This is a genomic window from Polyangium jinanense (assembly GCF_028435365.1).
The window spans coordinates 71,998-92,947 of record NZ_JAGTJJ010000045.1 but is presented as its reverse complement, the minus strand read 5'-3'; the positions used below and the strand labels follow the sequence as shown (position 1 = coordinate 92,947).

17 protein-coding genes are annotated in these 20,950 nt (G+C 68.4%); 10 read left to right on the top strand and 7 right to left on the bottom strand.

What is annotated here, in order from left to right:
* Positions 1–276: 276 nt before the first annotated feature.
* The gene (locus KEG57_RS41295) at positions 277–1,248 is read right to left on the bottom strand and encodes a hypothetical protein (protein ID WP_272426560.1); all 972 of its coding nucleotides are present in this window, start codon (positions 1,246–1,248) and stop codon (positions 277–279) included.
* Positions 1,249–1,362: 114 nt separating this feature from the next.
* On the opposite strand from KEG57_RS41295, the gene KEG57_RS41290 reads away from it, so the two are divergent.
* On the top strand, positions 1,363–2,142 hold the full coding sequence (locus KEG57_RS41290; protein WP_272426559.1) for a hypothetical protein: 780 nt from the start codon (positions 1,363–1,365) through the stop codon (positions 2,140–2,142).
* A gap of 102 nt (positions 2,143–2,244) precedes the next feature.
* Here KEG57_RS41290 and KEG57_RS41285 read toward each other — a convergent pair whose 3' ends face one another.
* Complete coding sequence (locus KEG57_RS41285; RefSeq protein ID WP_272426558.1) at positions 2,245–2,868, bottom strand: hypothetical protein; 624 nt, start codon at positions 2,866–2,868, stop codon at positions 2,245–2,247.
* 128 nt (positions 2,869–2,996) lie between these two features.
* Here KEG57_RS41285 and KEG57_RS41280 point away from each other — a divergent pair, with 128 nt between their 5' ends.
* From KEG57_RS41280 to KEG57_RS41270, 3 genes are read left to right on the top strand one after another with little or no spacing between them, the layout of a single operon-like run.
* Positions 2,997–4,649 carry an ATP-binding protein gene (locus KEG57_RS41280; protein ID WP_272459520.1) on the top strand — a complete coding sequence of 551 codons (1,653 nt, stop codon included), beginning with the start codon at positions 2,997–2,999 and terminating at the stop codon, positions 4,647–4,649.
* 58 nt (positions 4,650–4,707) lie between these two features.
* A complete protein-coding gene (locus tag KEG57_RS41275) occupies positions 4,708–6,003 on the top strand; it encodes a putative sensor domain DACNV-containing protein (RefSeq protein WP_272426556.1) in 1,296 nt (431 codons plus the stop codon).
* Between the two features lie 56 nt (positions 6,004–6,059).
* Positions 6,060–6,947 (top strand): mechanosensitive ion channel family protein, encoded by an 888-nt coding sequence (locus KEG57_RS41270; RefSeq protein WP_272426555.1) that lies wholly within the window; start codon positions 6,060–6,062, stop codon positions 6,945–6,947.
* A gap of 15 nt (positions 6,948–6,962) precedes the next feature.
* Here KEG57_RS41270 and KEG57_RS41265 read toward each other — a convergent pair whose 3' ends face one another.
* On the bottom strand, positions 6,963–7,778 hold the full coding sequence (locus tag KEG57_RS41265; protein ID WP_272426554.1) for a leucine-rich repeat domain-containing protein: 816 nt from the start codon (positions 7,776–7,778) through the stop codon (positions 6,963–6,965).
* Between the two features lie 127 nt (positions 7,779–7,905).
* Between KEG57_RS41265 and KEG57_RS41260 the strand changes: the two genes are divergently transcribed.
* The 5 genes from KEG57_RS41260 to KEG57_RS55920 all read left to right on the top strand — a co-directional run bounded on the left by KEG57_RS41260 (position 7,906) and on the right by KEG57_RS55920 (position 14,494).
* A complete protein-coding gene (locus KEG57_RS41260; RefSeq protein WP_272426553.1) occupies positions 7,906–9,171 on the top strand; it encodes a hypothetical protein in 1,266 nt (421 codons plus the stop codon).
* A gap of 66 nt (positions 9,172–9,237) precedes the next feature.
* Positions 9,238–10,533 (top strand): serine/threonine-protein kinase, encoded by a 1,296-nt coding sequence (locus KEG57_RS41255; RefSeq protein WP_272426552.1) that lies wholly within the window; start codon positions 9,238–9,240, stop codon positions 10,531–10,533.
* Complete coding sequence (locus tag KEG57_RS41250; RefSeq protein ID WP_272426551.1) at positions 10,527–11,498, top strand: hypothetical protein; 972 nt, start codon at positions 10,527–10,529, stop codon at positions 11,496–11,498. The genes KEG57_RS41255 and KEG57_RS41250 overlap by 7 nt, the downstream gene beginning before the upstream one ends.
* Positions 11,498–12,799 carry a hypothetical protein gene (locus tag KEG57_RS41245; protein WP_272426550.1) on the top strand — a complete coding sequence of 434 codons (1,302 nt, stop codon included), beginning with the start codon at positions 11,498–11,500 and terminating at the stop codon, positions 12,797–12,799. The genes KEG57_RS41250 and KEG57_RS41245 overlap by 1 nt, the downstream gene beginning before the upstream one ends.
* 48 nt (positions 12,800–12,847) lie before the next feature.
* Positions 12,848–14,494, top strand: coding sequence for a DUF8459 domain-containing protein (locus KEG57_RS55920; protein WP_272426549.1), 1,647 nt, complete (start codon positions 12,848–12,850; stop codon positions 14,492–14,494).
* On the opposite strand, the gene KEG57_RS41235 is transcribed toward KEG57_RS55920, so the two are convergent.
* The 3 genes from KEG57_RS41235 to KEG57_RS41225 form a co-directional block, all read right to left on the bottom strand.
* Positions 14,472–15,833, bottom strand: coding sequence for an adenylate/guanylate cyclase domain-containing protein (locus KEG57_RS41235; RefSeq protein WP_272426548.1), 1,362 nt, complete (start codon positions 15,831–15,833; stop codon positions 14,472–14,474). The two genes, KEG57_RS55920 and KEG57_RS41235, sit on opposite strands and share 23 nt — an antisense overlap.
* A 7-nt stretch (positions 15,834–15,840) precedes the next feature.
* Positions 15,841–17,175, bottom strand: a complete 1,335-nt coding sequence (locus tag KEG57_RS41230) for an aminotransferase class III-fold pyridoxal phosphate-dependent enzyme (protein ID WP_272426547.1) — start codon at positions 17,173–17,175, stop codon at positions 15,841–15,843.
* A 69-nt stretch (positions 17,176–17,244) separates the two neighbouring features.
* A complete protein-coding gene (locus KEG57_RS41225; protein ID WP_272426546.1) occupies positions 17,245–18,009 on the bottom strand; it encodes a hypothetical protein in 765 nt (254 codons plus the stop codon).
* A gap of 151 nt (positions 18,010–18,160) precedes the next feature.
* Between KEG57_RS41225 and KEG57_RS41220 the strand changes: the two genes are divergently transcribed.
* Positions 18,161–19,162 carry a hypothetical protein gene (locus KEG57_RS41220; protein WP_272426545.1) on the top strand — a complete coding sequence of 334 codons (1,002 nt, stop codon included), beginning with the start codon at positions 18,161–18,163 and terminating at the stop codon, positions 19,160–19,162.
* Positions 19,163–19,217: 55 nt separating this feature from the next.
* On the opposite strand, the gene KEG57_RS41215 is transcribed toward KEG57_RS41220, so the two are convergent.
* Complete coding sequence (locus KEG57_RS41215; protein WP_272426544.1) at positions 19,218–20,942, bottom strand: hypothetical protein; 1,725 nt, start codon at positions 20,940–20,942, stop codon at positions 19,218–19,220.
* Positions 20,943–20,950 lie beyond the last annotated feature (8 nt).

Below are 20,950 nucleotides of genomic sequence, written 5' to 3'. Positions count from 1 at the left end.
TAAAGGAAGGGTCGGGCGACAAAAAACGGAACCGTTTTTTCGGCAAGGAAGGGTCGGCGGGCGGTTCAGCCTTTCAGGATCGGCGCCAGACGGGTCGGCGTGCAGTTTGGGTGGAAAGTTGCCCCGCGTGCACGCTTTCGGTGACCTGGCTCGCATGCGTCGCCCTGGGGCCCTCGTCCTCCTCGCGGTCCTTCTCGTCCTAGAGGAAGGTGAAGCCGGCAGCGAGGAAGCCGGCGGCGAAGAAGAAGCCCCGCAGGGCTGCCGGACGTACCGCCGTCAACCGCCGCCGCTGACCCCGGACCCGGCCTCGAAGCACGCCGACTCGACGCTCGCGTGCCAGGGGTGCTCCGGCCGGAGCTTCTCGCATCGTTCGCGCGTGGGGAAGCAGACGTACGATCGGTACGACTGCCATGCTCCCAGGTTCGAGTAATCCTTCTTCATCGCGTAACAGTGGACCCGAGGGGCCGCCGAGCACGTCCCGATCTCTTCCGGGCGGCCCCCCCGAAAGCGGACCTCGTCCATCAGCTCCTCGCGGCCGGAGGCGCAGGCCTTCTCGCTCGGGTAGCACTCGTTGGGGATCAGCTCCTTGGGGTCGGACGGCCCGGCGAGGCAGTGCCACGGCCCTGTGTGCGTGCTCGGATGCGGCTTGTCTTTGGGCCGGCACGAGACGGACGCGTCCAGCCAGTCCGGGGGGGCGGACATCGACGACCCGATGTTGACCCTCAGCGCCGGCCATTCCCCCGCGGCTCGCTTGATCTCCGCCCTGGCCTGCGTCGCGGACGGAGCCCGCAAGAGGAGCCGGAAGCGCGCGCTCTCCTCCTCCCGCGGCGCGGACGCGGTCGCCGTGCGCGCCTCTCCGCTGCCCACGGTGAGCAGCTCGACCTCGTCGCGGCCCCAGCGGCCCCAGAGAGCTCTGGCCAGGTTGTCCCACCCGTTCCCCTCATGACGCGTGGTCGACACCTCCCCATCGTGACGCACCACCAGGCAGGTGCCGCCCGGCTCGCTGATGCAGCCATGAACAGGCCGTCCGGCGGAGATCCGGCGAGCCAGCCCGGCACGCGCCCGCGCCTCGCAGGAGGCTGCATCGTTGCCCTCGCGGCAAAGGCTGCTGGCTTTGGAGCCGTGCCAATGCCGCAGGAGGACGGTGTCGCCCTGGAGGCTCTCCCAGAAGCCGCGCACCGTCTGATCATTGCAGTCCGCCACCGAGCGCGGGCTCGGCGTCGCGCAGGCGCATAGCGCGAGAACCACGGTGAACGGAGCGACACGGGCGCCGAGCATCTGCCAGCCAACGAGAGCACCTCCGCGCAGTGGCGTCAAAGGCCTCGACTGCCCGGGCCGTTGAGCGTCCCCGGGAGGTTGCTGGTGACGCCGTACGACCCCGGGCAGCCCCGGAACAGCGCCGCGTCGCTCGCGCGTTCTTCGGGCATGATGTGCAGGTTGCTCGCGTGTGTCGTGCTCGTGGGGCTCGTCGGTTGTGTCAGGTTGCCGGAGGGGGAGCCGCGGTCGGCGGCCCCGGCGGGCGTGCAGACCGTGGTCGTCATCTGCAATTCTGGCCCGCCCGCGATCTCGAGCGCGCCGGGGGCGAGCGCCGTCGCGCCCGCGGACGCCCCGCTCCACGAACGCCTCCGGAGCCGAGCTGCGGCGGTCGCGCGCGCGCTGAAGGACAAGGACATGGATGCGCTCGCTGCGCTCGCGCATCCGACGCGCGGTGTTCGCTTCTCGCCGTATTCGTACGTCGAACCCTCGGACATGACGCTCTCGCCCGCCGAGATCCGCGGCGCCCTGAAGGACCCACGCGTGCGCGTCTGGGGAACGCAGGACGGTAGCGGAGATCCGATTCGCGGCACGTTCGCCGGCTACTTCCACGCATACGTTTGGACGCACGATTTCACGAAGGTGCCGGACGTGAAGGTCGACGCGACATTCGGGACGGGCAACATGAACGACAACTTCGCCGAGGCCTACCCCGGGGCTCACTACGTCGAGCTCTACAAGCGGTCTGTTGATGAGATGACTTCTCGTCCTCCGAGCGGCACGGGCATGGAGTGGGAGAGTCTGCGCATCGTGTTCGACGAGATCCCCGGCGACGGCGGGCGCGTGCTCGCGTTGGTCGGAATCATCCACGGCGCGTGGACGATCTGACCGCGCCGACTGGCGACGAGGTCCACCGGATCGAAGCAGGCTGGCCCTCGTACGGACCTCTTGGTCGTCGCGGCATGGAGCGCCCGCAGCCACGCGCCGAGCTCAGCTATATGGTGATCCTTCCTCTGTCTCGAACCAGAGGACCTCGCGCTCGTAGCTCCACGCTTCCCCATCCGCGGACAAGCAGAGCCGCCCGATAGCGAGATCCGCGTGGTAACCGGTGCTCCCGTCATAGCTCTCGTGCCGATCGATGAGCGCCGCGAAAACCCGATTCCCGTCGGCAGGCTGCGCCCCGGACGCGCCCATGGACAGTTCGCGGCAAACGTCCTCGCGCGCTCCGGGCCCGAGCCGCTCCACGAGCAGCGCCTCATAACGCTCGGGGCCTCGATGGAAGAAGATCACGCCAAACCATAGGTACTGCCAGAAATACTGGTGCACGCTCGTGATGCTCCAGCCCTCCAGCAATCCCGGAGGATCGACCCGCGCAAGGCGTGTCCCGTTCCTCGGCTGACCGCGGGACTCGTGGAACTCGTAGAGAACGATGCTGAACTTGCGCGCCGTCGACAGTGTTACGCTCATGAACCAGGGCGAAGGCTCGTCGGGGGTACGCGCGGAGGTTCGATAACCGTCCACGTGCGCGCGCGTGGCTGGCGGTGCCGGCGGCGCGGGAGGCGGGCGGAGCGCTGCGCGGAGGCTCTGGAGGAACGCGCGGAGGAGCGAGAGCACGACGCGAGGATGGCATGATGGTGCGCCTCGAGGTGAGCTATTCGAGGCAGTCGAGGAAGAACGAAGCGGGCTCGGCAGCGTCCGCCTTTGCACGACATGTGCTACCTCTGTCGAGGGGCAGGGGTTTCGTGCCGACAATCAAGCACATCATCGAGACGCAAGGCGGCCGTATCCTCGAACGCTGGGCCGAGGAGGCGCAGAAAACGGCATCGGCGCGTGGGCTTTCGCAGCCCGAGCTGATGAACATCATGCCGATGTTCCTCGATTCCCTGGTCGAGGCGGACGGGCGTCAGCCGAGCGGCCGCCAGGTCGAGCTCGTGGAGAGCCACCTGGCTTCCCGCCTCCGCCATGGCTTCGATCTCCCCGAACTCCAGAGCGAGTTTGCGCTTCTTGGCCGCTGCATCTTCCAGGCGTGGGCGGCCGTGCCGCCCGAGCAGAGGTGCGATCCGCTGGAGGTCGACAGGCTCCTCGAAATCGTGCACGCGTCGACGGTGCTGGTATCCGACAAATTCGTCCGGCACCTCCTCGACGACGCGCAGTCGGAGAAGCGGTTTTTCCGGCTTATACGGCAGGCGTTCACGGGCGAGCCGTCCGACGCGTCCCGCAGGTCCCCGACCCTGGCCGACCGGCTCCACGCCGCCATGCCCATCGTCATGGAGGCGCTCGGCGCCGCGACGGCGGCCATCTTGCTGCACGAGCCCACGACCGAAAAGCTCGTGATGACCGCGTCGGCGGGGATCGCCGACGAGGGCCTCACGCATTACGTCCGCTCGCTCTCGCCCTCCTCGTTTGCCGGCAAGATCGCGTCGCGCAACGAGCCGACGACCCTCCTCGACGCGGAGACGACCGAGCTCGACGTCACCGATACGCTCCGCCACAGCGGCATCCATTCGCTCCTCGGGGTCCGTATCCCCCTCCAGCGCAGGCTCCTCGGCGTGATGTACGTCGGCCTGCGCGAGCAGCGGCCTTTCTCGGCGCGGGAGAAGCAGCGTTTCGAGGCGATCGCCCACCACCTCGCGCTCCTCATCGAGAACGTGGAGCTCTACGGCATGCTGCATGATCAAATCGAGGCGCTGCAGGAAGAGCAGCGGATGCGGGAGATCTTCTCGTCGATCCTCGTGCACGACCTCCGCGGCCCCCTCTCTGCGGCGCGCGTGGCCGCGCAACTGGCGGACCGCTCGACCGACGACCCCAGGTCCAAACGCTGGATGTCGACCGTCCTCCGGAGCCTGGACCGCTCCGAGCGCATGGTGAGCGACCTGCTCGACGCGCAGCGCGTCAAGGCGGGCGACCGCCTCCCGCTCTCACGCGAGCGCTGCGATATCCTCGATATCGTGCGAGACGTCGTGGCCGAGCTTTCCCAGCAGCACGGCGATCGTTTCGTCGTCGTCGCGCCCGAAGGGCCCACGACGGGCAACTTTGGTCGCGAGGAGCTCCGACGAGCCTTGTGGAACCTCGCGTCGAACGCGCTCAAATACGGATCGGCCGACCCGGTGCGTTTCACCGTGCGCTCGCGGCCGGACCGCGTCGAGGTGGAGGTGCACAACGAGGGCCCGCCGATCCCCGCGGACGAGCAGGCCACGCTGTTCGAGCCCTTCACCCGCGCGCGCCACGAGCGCGCGTCGCCGGGCGGCTGGGGGCTCGGGCTCGCCGTCGTCCGCGGCGTCGCGGAGGCCCACGGCGGGAGCGTCGACGTCGACAGCGCCCCCGGACGCGGGACCTCGTTCACGATGCGGCTGCCGTTCGATGGCGAGGGCACTCGGCGCGCGGCCGCAGGATGAGGCAACCATCGCGGCGTGGGCCCCTTGGGAGGACGCCGCGCGGGCCTTAGGATCGAACGTGCTGCATTCGTATCCACCCGAGCTCGCCAGGCTCGTGCGCGAGCGATGGGACGAGGTGCAAGCGGTGGGGAGCTCACGACTCCCGGGGCTTTCGGCGCTCGAGGAGCTTCTGTCCATCTGTTATCAGGCGAGCCTGCTCCGCGAGGAGGAGCGGCCGGTCACCTTCCGATTGATCCTCGGTGACGCCGAGTGTTATCCGGCCGATGCTGGCCCACCCTGGGGGCTGCACCGCCTGATGTTCACGCACGCCCGCCCGCTCGACGCGCACGAGCTCCGGCGGCTGTCGCCGGCCATCAAATACCACCGCGCGCTCATCGGCGTGCGCGAGGACGGCCGTGGCGGATTCGAGATATGGGGCCTCCTGCATTCGGGGCCCCGCTGGCTGCACGCGGCGCATGGCGGGCGGGGCTCGTGGTCGAGCCTGCCGCCGTGGGCGCTCGTCATTCGCGCGTCGGGGCCGGGGCAGCTCGCGGTGGCGAGGGGGCCCGTCACGCTGGGCGAGCTGCAGGGCGGCAGGATCACGGGGCCGGCGGTGGACGTCTTCGAGGCGCGCTGGCTCTCCGAGGGATTCGAGGAGGTGCACGCCGAGCTCACGGCGCTGCACGAGGAGGCCCGGCCCCTCGCGCGCACGCCCGGGGCGGAGCTCGATCCCGAGGTGACGCGGCTCATCACCTGGCAAATGCTAAAGCGCCTCATCACCACGATTCGCCGGGCGCACCACGGCGGCACGCTGGTCATCCTGCCGCCGGGCGAGGTGGGCACGGCGGCGGGCCTGCTCCGCATCAAATACGAATTTTGCGAGGGAGAGCCGCGGCGTCGTTATCGCACGTTGATCCTCGCGACCATGGACGCGCTCGCCGGGCGCAGCAAGGCGTGGGCGCCGCCATCGGCGGCGGTCGGCTGGGACATCTACGAGTCCAGCACCGACCCGCACCTCGTGAACCTCGACGAAGCCGTCTCCGAGCTCTCGACCCTGATCGCGGGCCTGGCGGACGTGGATGGCGCCGTCGTATTGACGAGGCGCCTCGAACTGCTCGGGTTCGGCTGCGAGATCGGCGGCGAGTTGTCCGAGGTGCCGTCGGTGAGGCGGGCGCTGGACATGGAAGGGATGCGTTATTCGATCGAGCCGACGGAGACCGTCGGAACGAGGCACCGCTCCGCCTATCGCCTTTGCCAGCACATTCACGGCGCGCTCGTGATCGTCGTCTCCCAGGACGGCTGGGTCCGCTTCGTGACCTGGAAGGAGGGTGGCGTGACGTACTGGGATCATGCGGTGACGTCCGGGGACGTGTAGCCAGCCGAGCGAGAGCGCGTTGACGCTCCCGCCTCCCCAGTGCGACCATCCCCCTCATGCAGGAAACGATGAACCAGGTCGGCGCGGGCCTCACGAGCCTGAAGACCACGCTCGTCGAATTCGCCGTGCGGTACGGACTTCAGATCCTCGGCGCGTGCGTCATTGTCTTCGTCGGGTTCAAGGTGGCGGGATACCTCACCCGCATGCTCGACGCCTGGCTCGAAAAGAAGACCACGGTCGACATCGCGCTCCGGACCCTCATCGTCCGGTTGCTCCGGTTCGTCGTCGTCGGCGCCACGATCGTCATTGCCGCGGAGAAGATCGGCGTCCCCGTCGCCTCGCTCATCGCCGGCCTCGGCGTCGCCGGTGTGGGTATCGGCCTCGCCATGCAGGGCGTGCTCTCGAACCTCATCGCGGGCATGACCATCTTTTTCCTCAAGCCCTTCAAGGTCGGCGAATACATCGACGTCCTCAAGGAGCACGGCGAGGTCGTCGACATCACGCTGTTCTCGACCACCCTGCGCCACACCGATCAATCCCTGATCGTCATCCCGAACCGCCAGATTTCCGGGGAAATCCTGCATAACTACGGGACGAAGCGTCAGCTCGACATCGAGATCGGCATTGCGCATGCCTCCGATCTCGGAAAGGCCATCGACGTCGCGACGGAGACGGTCCTCGCCGACGGGCGCGTCCTCAAAGAGCCCGCGCCGCTCATCGGGATCCGCAAGGTCGGCGATTTCGCGCTCACGATCTCCGCCCGCCCCTGGGTGCCCGTCCCCGACTACGAGCAGGCGCATCTCGGCCTCTACCGCGCGCTCGTCGAAGCCTTTCGCGAGCGGGGCATCGACATCCCGCTCCCCCAGCGAGAGATCCGCGTCGTCCACGCGGAGACCGGCGCGACGCGAGCCGCCCTCGGCGCGCCGGTCGTCAAGGTCAACTAGTCCCGAGGGGGACCTTCACTCGTCGTTCACCTTGAGCCCAGGGATCCCCAGGATCACGGCCTGACCGCTCACGGCCGAGCCCCCGATGTGCAGGCTCTTCAGGCTCTTGAGCTCCTTCAGCGGCGAAAGATCGGTGATGCGCGTGCGCTTCATCTGCAGCATCTCGAGCTTCTTCAGCTTCGAGAGCGGCGTCAGATCCGTCACCTCGGTCTCGTCGATCTGAAGCTCCGTCAGGTTCGTCAGCCCTGACAGCGGCGTGAGATCCTTGACCGGCGTCCGGCCGATATCGAGCCGATCGAGCTTCGCGAGGCCCGCGAGCGGCGTGAGGTCTTTGACCTGCGTGGCCGCGATGCGCAGCGACTCGATCGTCGTGAGCGTCTTCAGCGGGCTCAGATCTTCGATCTTCCCGGGCGGCAGGTAGACGCCCTTCACCGACGTGAACAGCGGGAAGAGGCACGGGTCGAGCTCGTCGAGCTTCACCTCGGTGAGCTTCAGCGTCTTCACTTTGCCGAGGTCCGCCCGCGTCAGCGTGCCTTCTTGCTTCTGTGCCTGACTGCGCACGGCGTCCTCGAACTTCGGATCCGTGAACGTGATCGTCGCGTCCTTCGAGCACACGACGTCCTTCTTCTTCGGCGGCGGCGCAGGCTCCGCGGCGCTCGGTGTCGGCGTTGGCGTCGGCGTCGGCGTCGGCGCCTGTGCAGCAGAGGCGACGGGCGCGGCGCTCGGCTTCGTGGGCGCGGCGTCGGGTTTTTTCTCGTCGCAACCGACGAGCGAGGTGAGGGCGATCGAGAGGGCGATTCCCGCGAGGGGCGCGATCGTTCGAGGCAGCATCGGCGCGGATGGTACAAGGGCCGGACGCGGTGGGGTAGATCCTGGTGCGCGGGACGAACGCATCGTTGCGCTGGGTCTCGAACACCCGTACCATCCGGTCTCCCGCGAAACAGCGAGGGGGGAGCACTTGACGGCCGCACGACTCGACTTCGGCAGCACGCTGAGCGAATTGGCGCTCGCCCCGACGTACAGGGCGTTCGAGTGTTTCCGCGAGGTGCGCGTGCCGCAGGGCCTCGCGGAGGTCTCGCACGACAGCCTGCTCGGAGCGCTCACCACGGCCGTTCAGGTCACGGCGAAGCGGCTCGGTCTCAAGCCCCGCGACGTCGAGGCGATCCTCCCGTGGGCCGGGTACATGGGCCAGCTCCAGCAGCTCGAGCGCGCGCGTGTCGAAGCGCAGAGCGTCTTCGAGCAGTACGCCGTCTCCGTCGGCGGCCTGCTCACGGGCCTTGCCGGCGCCACGATGGAGGTCGATCCCAAGCGCAAGAGCGCCGCGCAGACGCTCACGAACGTGGCGCGTCGCTTCTCGCGCGAGCGCGCGCTCGTGGGCCCGCTGAAGGTGCTCGCGGCCGAGCTCGAAGCCTGGGAAGAGGCCATGGAGAAGGCCGGCGAGCTCATCGATCGGAGCCGGCTCGTCCACCGGCACCTGCAGCGGCGGCAGCTCTTTCGTGTCTCGCTCGTGTTCCTGATCTTCGCCATCTGCTCGGTCGCGGGCGCGTTCGTGATCCGCGAGCGCCGCATCGCAGCGGCGCGTCAGAAGCTCGACGCGCGCATCACGGCCGCGACCGACCCGTGCTCGATCACCGACATCGACGAGGAAGAGAAGCGGCACGCGCTGCCCGAGCATTTCGCGCGCATCGACGAAAAAAAGAAGGCCTGCGAGGAGCGTCGGGCGCGCGAGCGGTACGAGGCCTCGTGTGACGCGCTCGCGAAGGCCGTCGAGTCGGGCAAGCTCTCCGCGGAGGACAAGGCGACCGCGAAGGGCGCCGCCGAGAAGCTCGAGCGCGCCGCGGAGGCGAAGCTCGTCGTCGCGGATCTTCAGGCCAAAGAGGCCGACATGCCGTGTGGCGACACGAAGGCGAAGGGCCGCATCTGGCTCGCGTACGCGCGCGGCGCGGCGCGGTCCACGGCGGCGTGGGCCGACGTACCGGAGATTTCCGACGACCTCAAGAAGGCCCTCGCCTCGAAGGAGCTCGAAAAGGAGACGGCCTACAAAGAGGGCATCGCGCCGGACGCCGAGGAGGTCGCATCCCGCGCGATCAAGGGCGACGCCGTGGCCATGGAGCGCGCCGAGAAGCTTTGCAATGGTCGTGCGGCCTACGGGCTCGAGGTCGGCAAGAAGTGCCAGCGGTTCCTTCAGATTCTCGCAGGGCTCGCGAAGCAAAAGAAGAAGTGAGCCGGGCGTCCTGAAAAGCCCGCGCTTGCCTTGACAGCCTCGCGACGAGACGGTTCGATCAGCACGATGGAGCGGGTCGCCGACGACGTCTTCCAGCGAGCCCAAGCCCGCGTGGGCCAGGTCTTGCGCAGCAAATGGCGGCTCGACCGCCTGCTCGGCGTCGGCGGCACCGCGTGCGTCTACGCGGCCACGCACAGGAACGGCAAGCGCGGCGCGGTGAAGCTCCTCCGCACAGAGCTCGCGACCGACGAGGAAGCGCGCCGTCGCTTCCTGCGCGAAGGCTACGTCGCGAACCGGATCGAGCATCCGGGCGCGGTCGCCGTGCTCGACGACGACAGCGCGGAGGACGGCGCGGTCTTCCTCGTGATGGAGCTGCTCGAAGGGCAGAACCTCGAGGAGCGCGGGCGTGCGCATCCCGGGGGACGCCTGCATCCATCCGAGGTCGCGTTTGTCGCGGAGCGCTTGCTCGACGTCCTCGCGGCCGCGCACGACAAGGGCATCGTGCATCGGGACATGAAGCCCGAGAACGTGTTTTTGACGAGGGCCGGCGAGGTGAAGATCCTCGACTTCGGCATCGCGCGCATGCGGGAGACCGCGGCGGTCGGGGGCGTCGGTCGCGCCACGGAGGTCGGCAGCGTCATGGGCACGCCGGCCTTCATGCCGCCCGAACAAGCGCTCGGTCACACGGCCGAGATCGACGCGCGCACCGACCTCTGGGCGCTCGGCGCGGTCATGTACTACGCGCTCTCCGGCAGGCTCGTCCACGAGGCCGAAACCGTGAACAAGGTCCTGCTCCTGGCGATGACGCGGCAAGCGCTGCCGATCGGCTCGATCGTGCCCGGTTTGCCGCCGGCATTCTGCGAGGTCATCGATCGCGCGCTCGCCTTCGATCGACAGCGCCGCTGGCCCGACGCGCGCACGATGCAGCGCGCCCTCCGCGCCGCGATGCAGCTCATGCCGCCGGCGCCGCCGATCACGATGGGGCCTGCCGAGACCGGCGCCGCGTTCTCGCGAGACGCCTCGTCGCCGCTTCCTTCGCGCAAGGCCGTCCTCGTCGGCGTCTCGCTCGCGGCGGCCCTCGTGCTCGGCGGTGTCGGGTTCGTCCTCGTCCGCGCCTTCGGGTCGACATCCTCCTCGGCGGCGACCTCGCCCGCGACCACGACCGAGCCCACATCGCCTGCGGCCCTCGCGCCGCCTGCATCCGCGGCGACCACCGCCGTTCTCGCGCCCACGCCTTCGCCCTCGGCGAGCGCCGCGCCGAAGGCGACGACGGCGGCACGCGTCTCGCCCGTTCCGACCCCCCAGAAGAGCACGAAGCCTCCGCAAACAGGCGGCTCGAAGGACATCTTCAGCGAATGGTGACGTCGAAGAACGACCGCTCGATCTGGGAGCGGCGCAAGTTACGCGCCGTGGGGCTCGGCGCAGCCCTTCTTTCGTTGTTGGTCGCGCGCCCCGCCGCGGCCGACAAGACCGACGACGACGCGCGCCGCGCCGAGGAGCTCTTCAAGGAAGCGCGCGCCGCGATCGACAGGAACGATTACGTCACGGCTTGCCCCAAGTTCGAGGAGAGCCTCGCGCTCGTCCGCCGCGCCGGCACGCTCTTCAACCTCGCGCAATGCGAGGAGCACGAGGGCCGCCTCGTCACGGCGATGCGTTATTACAAGGAGGGCATCGTCGTCCTCGACCCCGGCGACCCGCGCCTCGCGCCCTCGAAGAAGAAGCTCGCGGAGATCGAACCGCGCATCCCATTCCTCACGATCAAGCCCAAGACCGCGCTGCCCAAGGACGCCCGCGTCACGATCGACGGCAAGGAGGCCGAGGGGATCGGCGTCGCGGTGCCCATCAATCCCGGCAAGCGCACCATTTCCGTGCTCGCGCCGAAGCGCACCGAGGAGAAGTACGTCATCGAGGTCGCCGAGGCGGAGCAGGTCGAGATCCTCGTCACCGCGGGCAAGGTCATCGTCGAGCCGCCCCCGCCCCCCCTGTTCGGGCCGCGGCGTATTGCGGGCATCGCGGCGCTCGGCGTGGGCGGGCTCGGGTTCGTCGGGGCGATCATCACGGGTGGGATCATCGTCTCGGCGAATGGCCGCGTGGAGGAAGGTTGCCCCCGCGTGCAATGCGACACGGCAAAGGGGTACGAGGCGGCCGAGCTCGGCAAGACGATGCTCGTGGCGAATGCGATCGCGTGGGGCGTGGGCATCGCGGGGGCGGGGGCGGGCGCGGTGCTCCTGCTTCTCGACGGGAAGAAGAAGGACCGGGAAAAGAACAAGACCGGCCATTCCTTCGTCGTGGGGCCTGGCTTCGTGGGGGTCGAAGGGAAGTTCTGATGCGATCCACGAAGAAGACGCAGGTGCTTTCCAAGGCCCTCGCCCTGTCGTTCCTCCTCGGCGCGGGCGGGTGCGTGGTCCTCGGCTACGATTTCAACAAGCAGCCGCCGATCTCGTGCGAGAGAGCGCAGGATTGTCCGGGCGAGGACAGCGATTGTGGGACGCGGGCCTGCGAGAAGGGCGTCTGCAAGTACGTGAACGTCAAGCCCGCGGGAGAGAGCCCGCTCGGCCAGCGGCTCGACGATTGCCAGGAGTTTACGTGTGACGGCACGGGACACGCCGTCTCGAAGCCGGCGCCGGATCAGACCCCCGACGACGGGAGCGAGTGCACCGAGAACAAGTGCATCGATGGTACGCCGCTCTTCGTGCCTCTGGAGCAGAACGCCGCTTGCGGCAAGGATAAGCTGCTCAAGTGCGACGGGCTCGGGTCCTGCGCGGGCTGCACGATGCCGAGCGAATGTGGAGACGACGGCCCGTGCTTGAAATGGTCGTGCGAGAGCGGGGTTTGCATTCGTGCCTTCGAGCCGGCGGGCACGGTCGTCGCCAATACGGTGACGGGCGATTGCAAGGCCGAGGCCTGTGACGGCGCGGGGAACCTCGGCCAGATCCCGGATCCGAACGACGCGGCCGACGACGGCGATTCTTGCACCGCCGACATCTGCAAGGACGGGGCTACGGTGCGCGAGAGCGCGGCGAACGGCACGGCGTGCGGGATGGGCTGCCAATCGTGCACGGACGGGCTTTGCGGCGACTGCAGCCCAGGGTTCGTTTGTGAGGGCACGGCCTGTGTTTCGGTGGGCGAGCAACCCGTGGGGGCGGTGTGCACGGAGAACCCCGATTGCATGAGCGGCTTTTGCGTCCAGGGGGTATGCTGCGAGAGCGCGTGTGACGGCAAGTGCATGGGGTGCGTCAATACGGCGACCGGAATGCCGAACGGCGTATGCGCGCCGGCCCTCGACGGCAACAATCCGGGGGGGCGTTGCGAGGGCGCGGACACCTGCGTGGGCGGGAAGTGCCGGTGCGAGAACGGCGTCCAGGATGGGAACGAGCTCAAGGTCGACTGCGGCGGGAGCTGCGCGCCGTGCAAGGGCACGTGGGTTTGCAATGGGGATGCAGGGTGCGGCGCCCCCATCGCGGAATGTTGCTTCTTCGACTGCATCGGCTGCGGCGACGAAACGACGGCGTGCTTCGACATTCAGAGCAAGGAATGTTTCATCGGAGAGCAGTCGAAGTCTTTCACCGGTGGGACGTTTTGGGATGGCTGTGCCAAGTGCAACCGCATGACGTGTATTTGTCAGTAATCGCCCGTCGCACTTGACCTTGTCGGCCCGCCGGCCGAAGCTTGCCGCGTGCACCCGCGTTGCCCGCTCCGAGGCGTCCTCCTCGCGCTGACGTGCCTGGCGCTGCCGATCGGCGCCCACGCCGCGCCCGATGCTTCGGTGCTGGCGCCGGGGGCCGAGTCCGCCGCCGCGCCCGCTTCCGCCGCCGCGCCCGCTTCCGCCTCCGCCTCCGCTTCCGCTCCCGCTCCCGCCGCCGCTTCCGCCGCCCCTGCTCCTCCCATCGCCGAAGGCGTCCCCGTCCGCCTACGCGACGCGCGCCTCTTCTCGATTCGTGTCCCCCGCGCCGATGAATCGCCCGAGGAGCGCGCGCGCGCCGCCTCGATGGCCCTCCGCGCGGCCGCCGAGAGCGGCGAACAGGCCGCCGTGCGCGTCGAGCGCCGCGGCGACGAGGCGCTCGTCATCGCCTCCGATAAAACGATCGTCACCTTCGGCCCCGACGACGCCGCGACGTCCGGCGAGGCCAGCGTGGCCGCGCTCGCCGAGGACGTCGCCGGCCGCGTCCGGGTCGCGCTTGCCAAGGAGCAATCCCGCAGCGCCGCGCTCCTCACGCTCCTCTCCGTCGCGCTCGTCGTCCTCTCGGGCATGGTCGCCCTCTTTTTCGCCCGCAAAATCGGCCAGGTCGCCGACCGCGCCCGCGCCTTCCTCGAAGAGCACCCCGAGCGTATCCCCGCCATTCGCCTGCAATCGATCGAGGTCGTCCGGCCGGAATCCTTCCGCGCCGCGATGCTCATCGCCACGAAGGCCGGCCGTGTCCTCTTCCGCCTGGGCATTGCGTATGGCTGGGTCCTCATCGGCCTCTCCCTCTTCGAGCCCACGCGCGGGTATGCCGAGCGCCTCAGCGGGTTCGTCTTCGGCCCGCTTTATTCGCTCCTCGCGCGCCTCATCGGCTCGCTCCCCTTGCTCGTCGTCGCGGTCATCGCCGCGATCGCCCTCATCGTCCTCGTCCGCTTCATCAGCCTCTTTTTCGACGGCGTCGCGCGTGGGCAGACCACCCTCGATTGGCTCCCGGCCGATCTCGCCGCGCCGACGAGCATCCTCGTCCGCGCGGCCGTGGTCATCGGGTTTTTCCTGGTCGCCGCGCCGCTCGTCCTCGGCGACGACGACGGCGCCCTCGTGCGTGCCGGCACGGCCGTGATCGCGGCGCTCGCGCTCTCCACCACGCCCGTCGTCGCCAGCGCGGCCGTGGGCATCGTGGTCGTGTATGGCCGGCGTTTGTCGGTCGGTGAGCACGCCGAAATCGGCGGACGCGCGGGAAGGGTACGCGCGGTTTCCCTCCTCGAAGTCGAGCTCGAAGGGGAGGACGGGACGTTTCGTATCCCGCACCTGTATTCGCTCGTGCGGCCCACGCGCCTCCTTGGCCCGGAGCCGCCGGTCTCGGCCGAGGTCACACTCGAAAAGACGGCCCTCGACGAGGAAGTGCGCGAGCTCTTGCGCGAGGCGGCGGGCGCCGTGGGCAGCCGGCCCCGCGTCGAGCTCGTGCGGCTCGACGCCGAGGGCACTTGTTATCGGGTGACGGCGCATCGCGCCGGCGCGGGCGCTGCGAGCGAGCTCGTCGGCGTCCTCGTCGAGGCGCTCTGCGCCGCGGAAATCCCGCTCGGGAAAACGGGCGTGCGCGTCGCGCGCAGCCAAACGTTCACGCCAAACGAAAGATCCTGACGGGCTCCTTTCGGCCGCGCACATGGAGCGGCGCCGTCGCGGCCGCCTCGGGCAATTCCAGCCCGCACGATTCGAAGACGCGCGCCGTCACGAGGATCTGCGACCCAAGCTCCTTGTTGAGCCCCTCCACGCGGGACGCGACATTCACCACGTCGCCAATCACCGTGTATTCCTTTCGCTCCGACGAACCGACGTTCCCGATGAGCGCCTTGCCCGACGCAATCCCGATGCCGACCCGCGTCGCCGGGATCGACCCGTCCGCGACCAGCGCTTCGAGCCTCGACACGATCTCGATCGCCGCTTCCACCGCGTTCTTGCAATCGTTGTCGCCTCGGAGCGGCGCGCCGAACACCGCCATGAATCCGTCGCCGAGGAACTTGTTCACGATGCCGTGGTGCGCGTTGACGCTCTCGATCATGAAATCGAAGAGGGCGTTCAGGTATCCCACGACCTCTTCCGGGCTCTTTCGCTCCGAGAACGCCGTGAAATTGCGGACGTCGAGGAACATCACGCACACCTCGCGGAGCTCGCTCCGCACGTCCGCCTTCTGCGCGAGGAGCTGCTCCACCACCGCGGGCGAGACGTGTTGCCCGAACACGCTCAGGATCCGGCTGCGATCCTCGAGCGACTCGAGCGTCCGCCGAAAACCCTTTTCCAGCCGCCGCGCCACGAACCCCGCCGCCACGCCGCTCCCGAGCAGGATGAGCGCCTTGCCGAGATGATGCGCCGCCGACGTGAGCGGATTCGTCGCCTTCGCGCCCTGGAGCGCGAAAAACGAAAGCAGCGCGTACTCCGCCGCGGCCACGATCCCCGAGAACACGCAGAGCTTCGGGTCGAGCCGCAGCGTCGAGAGCAGGATGAACACGAAATAGACGAACGCCGGCGGCAGGAGCAGCGCCTCGAACGGCTCGACGATCGACATGTAATAGACGATCGCCAAGGTCGGCAGGCTCGTCTCGACGAGCGTGTCCACGTACCGCCGCGCCACGGCCGGCTTTTTGCGGCTCTGGATGAGCTTCTCGATGCCGCGCAGCGCGACGAGCTCGTAGGCGGCGAATCCGCCGAGCAAGAGGCCCACGCGGACGCGGTCGAGGCGGCTGTGGAAGAACTCGGCCATCGCGCCGGGATACGACGCCGAGAGCGCGAGGAAGGCGATGAGCGCGCCGCCGAACGCTCCCGCGAGCAGCTGCGCCCGGAAGCGCTCGCTGATGAGGATCTCGCGCGCGAGGTTGTCGCTGATCGTCCTCCGGGCGAGGCCCTCGGCCGCGGGAACGGCGAGGGCGCTTCGTCCGGAGGCGAGCGAGCGTGGAGCCTCGGTCGGGGGCGCGAGATCCGTCATCCGGGCTCTAGCGCGCCGCGATCTTCTCGTCGGCGATCGTGAGCGCGGCGTCGAGCGCGGCCACGCCCTCGTCGAGCTCCTCCTCGGTCACGATGAGCGGCGGCGCGATCACGAGGTGGCTCACCCACGCGAGCACCGTGACCCCGCGCTTCGTCATTTCGGCGGCGACCGCGTCGATGACGAGGGGCTTGCGTTGCGCCTTGTCCTGCGGCGTATTGAACGGCTCCTTCGTCGTGCGGTCCTTGACGAGCTCCACGGCCCAGAAGAGGCCGAGGCCACGCACGTCGCCGATCGACGGATGTTTCTCGGCGAGCGCTTTGAGCTTCTGGCCGAGCAGCTCGCCCATCTTCGCCGACCGCTCGATGAGGTTGAGCCGCTTGTACTCGTCGATCGCCGCGACCGCGGGCGCGAGCGTGAGCGGGTGCGCCTCGTAGGTGTGGCCGTGCGCGAAGTAGTTGTCGTCGAAATAATCGCTGATCGCGCGGCTCGTCGCGACCACGCCGAGCGGCATCGCCGCGTTCGTCACGCCCTTCGCCGTCGTCAGGATGTCGGGCGTCACGCCCCAGTGCTCCACGGCGAACCACTTGCCCGTGCGGCCCCAGCCCGTCATCACCTCGTCCGCGATGAGCAGCACGCCGCGCTTCTTCGCGTGCTCGGCGAGCTTCGGCAGGTAGTCCGGGGGCGGCACGAGCACGCCATTCGTCCCGACGATCGGCTCCACGATGATCGCGGCGACGTTCTCCTCGTGATCGATCATGTACGCGAGGTAATCGGCGCAGGCCGTGCCGCACGTGCCCTGCTTTTGCTGGAGCGGGCACCGATAACAATTCGCCTCGGGCCCGAAAATGACGCCCGGGATCTTCCCGGTCGGCTCCACGAACCAGCGGCGCAGGTCGCCCGTCGCGGCGATCGAGCCGGCGGTCGAGCCGTGGTACGAGGTGTAGCGGGCGATGATCTTGTGTTTGCCCGTGTAGAGCCGGGCGATCTTGATGGCGGCCTCGTTCGCCTCGGTGCCGGAGGTGGCGAAGAAGAACTTGTCGAGCCCCTTCGGCATCACCTCGAGCATCTTCAGCGCGGCCTTCGCGCGGATGTCACAGGTGTACGAGGGGCCGATGAACGCGAGCTCCTTGGCCTGCGCGCAAATGGCGTCGATGACCGCCTGGTTCTGGTGGCCCAGGTTCGAGCAGACGAGCTGCGACGAGAAATCCAGGTATCGTTTGCCGGAGGCGTCCCAGAAATGGCAGCCCTCGGCCTTCGTGACATGCAGGGGCTTCCAGCCGCGCTGCGCGCGCCAGGTGCCGTAGGTATGCCTCGCCGTGAGCTCGGAGATGTCGTCGGTCATGACCGCGCATCCTAGGACATCGCCGAGCGCGACGGAACGACGGTTTTTGGTGAGGCCCGTTCCGGCTCGTCAGGGCATCTTGACGACGTGGAAGGTCTGGACGAAACCCGGCTTCGACGGCGTGCCGAAGACGCCGAGCAGCTTCGAGTCGGGCACGACGTAGATCGCCTTCAGCGCCGAGATGTCGAGCTTGCCGCCGACGGCCGTGAACGCGACGGGCTTCTGGCCTTCCTTCACGCCTTCGATCTTGCCCTTCGACCACTTGAGCTTCATCGAGAGGCTCGACACGTCGAGCTCGTCGCGGTTGTCCGGCCAGCCGATGCTGCGGATCGCCACGAACTGGCCCTCCTCGAGCTTCTGCGCGAGCTTCGGCAGGACCTCCGCGACCTTCTCGTCGAGGTGCTCCTCGCACTCGCCCGGCTGACAGACGCGCATCGGATCGCGGCTCTGCCCGTCCTCTCCGTAGAAGTGGATGTCGAGGCTGCCGGTCGACTCCGTGCGCTTCTCCATCGGCACGACGAAGAGCTTCTTCGACGCGGACCAGCCGATACGCCGCCCGCCGCCCTTGATGATCTCCTTCGCGAGCGACTCCGACTCGCTCAGCGCCTTCGCTTCGGCGGGCTTGCGCTCGGGCGCCTTCGCCTCGGCGGCGGGCGTTTCGCCCTCGGGCTTTGCTTCGGCGGCGGGGGCCTCTTCCGCGGGCTTCTTCTCCTCGGCGGCGGGCTCCTTCGCGGCGTTTTCACCGCCGCCTTCGGGCGTGACGGGTTCCGGGGCCGGGCCGCAGGCCGGCAAGAGTGCGAGCACGAAGGTGAGGGCGGCGAGGGAGCGAACCATGGGTGGAGACCTCCTGGGGGTTTGGGGCGCAGGACGCCGCAGGCGATCCGAAGCCCCAAGCGTTGACCGGTGTGATGCGAGGAAGCTACTCCAGCCCGAGCCCGCGCGGAAAACCTTTTCCAGGGCGCGGAGGCCGGTACACTCGCGCATCATGAAAATCCACTCACGTTCTTTCCCTTTGCCTCGCATCAAGACCGGGCTTGCCTTTCGGCTCTCGGCGCTCTTTCTGCTCGCCGCGCCGCTCGGCGCGTGCGGGGACGAACCTCCGGCGGGCCCCGGGCCGATCCCGCTCGACGCGCTGCGTGACGAGCTCGCGCAAGCGACGTGCGAGCAACACGTGCGGTGCGGGCTTTCGCCGGACAAGCCCACGTGCGACGCGACGCAGGGCGACGAGCAAGAGACGCTCCAGCTCCTGACGGACGCGGTGCTCGGGCTCGTGACGTACGATCCGACGGCGGGTCGCGCGTGCGTCGAAGCGGTGCGCGCATACGCGTGCGACACGCGCGCGACGTCGCTGAAGAGCATCTCCGACGCGTGCGCGGGGATGTTCGTCGGCACGGTGCGCGAGGGCGAGGCGTGCCTGCTCGCGGAGGAGTGCGCGGGCGATAGCTTCTGTGACACGTCGATGCCCACGGGCGGCGGCGTCTGCACGCTCGGCGTGTGCAAGAAGCGGCCGGCCCTCGTGGCGGTGGGCGGCGATTGCACGACGAACCCGTGCGTCGCGTCGGCCTATTGTGATCAAGCCGCAATGCCGTTCACGTGCAAGGCGCGCAAGGACAACGGCGACGCGTGCGACGCGGTCGACCAATGCAAGGACGGGATGCGCTGCGACGTCGGCGGCAATCCGCAGACTTGTTACCTGCTGCAAAACCGCGGCGGGCAGTGCAATCCCTCGCTGCAGCAGGGCGCGTGCGTGCGGTTCGACGATTATTGCCACCCGACGGACCGCAAATGCGTGCAGCTCCCGGGCGATGGGACGGCGTGCACGATGGACAATGAATGCCTGCAATACGCGTTCTGCGACAACGGGACGTGCAAGCGGAAGGCGATCGAGGGCGAGGCGTGCATGGATGACGGGAACTGCCTCGGGACGTTGCGGTGCAACGAGATGGTGTGCACGGTGCGGGTTTCGGATGAGGTTTGTGCGTTCTGAAGGGAGCTAGTGGCGGAGAAGGGATGCCCGAAGCGGGGGGGCGTCCCGGGTATGCTCACTTGGACACGCGTGCACGTCCCGCGTCGCGTGGAGGCGCCGCCGATCTCTCGATGACGATGGGCGGCTCGATGAGCGCTGGGGGTGTGGCGCGCCGGTCCCTCGGGTCGGCCACCCATTCTGGGTCGTCGACGGAGCTTGCCGGCTTCCATGCGCGCGTCACGCGCCGGATCCCGACGGGGAAGATCCACAGGCGCCCATCCCGATCGATGTGGATTCGGAGGAAATTCTTCCAGTCCGGAATCGCCAGCGACGAAAATGCCTCGTTCGGATGGGCACCGAAGGCGTTCAGCGAGACGAGCAGGTAAAGACCCATGATGGTCGGGCCCATGAAAAACCCGCCGAGGAAGATCAGCGCAACGCAGAGCAGGTCTCGCTGAGGGCTCGGGAATGGCAGGCCCAGGACGGAGCCCGCGAGGAGCGTGGTGCCCCGGGCGATCAGGAGCGCCGCGGTCAAATGCATGAGGCCATGCAAGAGCCCCGCGAGTCCACGAAGGCGGCCGAAACGGCGATCGGCGAAGCCGATGAGGCCCAGCATGAGCACCGCCGTGACGAGCAAAAAGACCGGATCGAGGAGCGCCGTGCCCCGTAGGGGCGATGAAGTTTCGGAGGACACGGAGCCGACACCCGCGTCTGCCATGAGAGGCCATACCAAAAGCACGTAGAGGATGCCCGTGAAGACCCCGAACCTGGGGTTCTTCCACAAGAAACCGAAGTTTCGCCAGCAAATCCGCCTCGACGCCGCGATGCTCGGAAAGCACGCGCGCAGGGTGAAGCCATCCGCCAGCTGAAACTCCTTCCGGGGGATGTGCGTCGGATGCAAGAATGCTCCTCCGCCCCCCGCGATGATCTTCTGGCGGCCCTCGTGATTTTCGTGCCGCCGGTAATGGTGGAGGTCTCCGGCGAGAAAGACGCTCACCTTCTTGCCGAGCACCCGGCTCTGGAGGAATTCGACGTTGTTCTCGAGGTCGGTCCGGTCGCCTGGCGGCCTTACTTGCGGCCACAGCCAAGCGGGCTCCGCGTGGCACAGAATGATCCGGTCCTCCTGACGCATCTGTGCCGCGATGGCCTGGAAGTAGCGAACTTGCGGCGCGTCGATGTCCGATTCGAGCTGCATGTCCGTGCCGAGGAGCCACCACCCGTGAGGCAGTTTCACGGCGAAGTAGCTCCGACGCTGCCGGGTCGGAAGGCCAGCCGGATGACGGCCCTGGCAAAACAGACGAACGAAGGAGGTCAGCCCGTCGTACCAGTCATGATTGCCTGGGATGGCGAACAGGTGCGGCGGGGGTCGTTGCCCGCGCAGCGCTGCCGCGTACGGCCGGAGGGTCCGCTCCTCGTAGCCATTCACGCTCGCCACGGGATACACGGCGTCTCCTCCGAAGACGAGAATCTCACCGCCGCGTGTTTCGTACTCCAGGCCCGCCGCGTCCCGCAGCGTGAGGGTTTTTCGCGAGACCGCGAGGGCGACCGAATACGTGGAATTCCACCCGTCACCCAGATCCGCCACGTAATCGAACCAGACCTCCTCGCGGAGCCCGCCGTTCGCGTCGACGGAGAAGTCACTGGGCTCCGTCATGGGAGCCTCGAGCGCGTCGAGCAGCCGCCGATCCGCCTGCCTCCCAATCAGCTCGGAGAAGGCGGCCCGCAAGGCCATCTTGACGAGCATGAACGGGTCGAACCAGCTCACCATTCGCCGTGCCGGCGGACGCGCTGCGTTCCTCATCGATCGCC

Coding starts and splice junctions, on each gene's coding strand:
- KEG57_RS41220 (WP_272426545.1), top strand. CDS start 18,161: ATGAAAATCCACTCACGTTCTTTCCCTTTGCCTCGCATCAAGACCGGG.
- KEG57_RS41245 (WP_272426550.1), top strand. CDS start 11,498: ATGCGATCCACGAAGAAGACGCAGGTGCTTTCCAAGGCCCTCGCCCTG.
- KEG57_RS41225 (WP_272426546.1), bottom strand. CDS start 18,009: ATGGTTCGCTCCCTCGCCGCCCTCACCTTCGTGCTCGCACTCTTGCCG.
- KEG57_RS41265 (WP_272426554.1), bottom strand. CDS start 7,778: ATGCTGCCTCGAACGATCGCGCCCCTCGCGGGAATCGCCCTCTCGATC.
- KEG57_RS41215 (WP_272426544.1), bottom strand. CDS start 20,942: ATGAGGAACGCAGCGCGTCCGCCGGCACGGCGAATGGTGAGCTGGTTC.
- KEG57_RS41235 (WP_272426548.1), bottom strand. CDS start 15,833: ATGACGGATCTCGCGCCCCCGACCGAGGCTCCACGCTCGCTCGCCTCC.
- KEG57_RS41255 (WP_272426552.1), top strand. CDS start 9,238: ATGGAGCGGGTCGCCGACGACGTCTTCCAGCGAGCCCAAGCCCGCGTG.
- KEG57_RS41230 (WP_272426547.1), bottom strand. CDS start 17,175: ATGACCGACGACATCTCCGAGCTCACGGCGAGGCATACCTACGGCACC.
- KEG57_RS41270 (WP_272426555.1), top strand. CDS start 6,060: ATGCAGGAAACGATGAACCAGGTCGGCGCGGGCCTCACGAGCCTGAAG.
- KEG57_RS41250 (WP_272426551.1), top strand. CDS start 10,527: ATGGTGACGTCGAAGAACGACCGCTCGATCTGGGAGCGGCGCAAGTTA.